Source organism: Vibrio sp. 10N.222.49.C9 (assembly GCF_041474985.1).
In the GTDB taxonomy this organism is placed as follows: Bacteria; Pseudomonadota; Gammaproteobacteria; order Enterobacterales; family Vibrionaceae; genus Vibrio; species Vibrio crassostreae_C.
The window spans coordinates 1-342 of sequence record NZ_JBFRVD010001301.1; the positions used below are offsets into that span (position 1 = coordinate 1).

Consider the following 342-nt stretch of genomic DNA (forward strand, 5'->3'; position numbering starts at 1 on the left):
GAACATGAAGTGGAGCCATAGCACCGCTCAAATTCAGCTATAGGTACATCGATATCCATAGCGTCATATACACGCTCAATTACTGAGGCCTCAGGCAAACCCAAATCAAGCTGATAGCGAGATACATACGTACTCAATGGACTGACATAGATATAATCAGAGAACTTTACGTTTCGGGCGTATGTTTTAGACACTCCACCCCCCAACTGCTTTGCAACAAAGATCCTGGTTGAAACCTTTGAGTGCGCCGGCACTAAAACCCTCGCAATACCATCAGCACCAACGACGCCACGCTCAGTTGAGTCATCAACACCAAAATACACAGTAGCACCAACCATAGAC

General features: G+C 46.2%; 1 protein-coding gene. It reads right to left on the reverse strand.

The annotated features are described in order from the left end of the window. Positions 1-342 (reverse strand): hypothetical protein (locus AB4585_RS28010; RefSeq protein ID WP_372172026.1); only part of this gene is annotated, 342 nt, incomplete at both ends.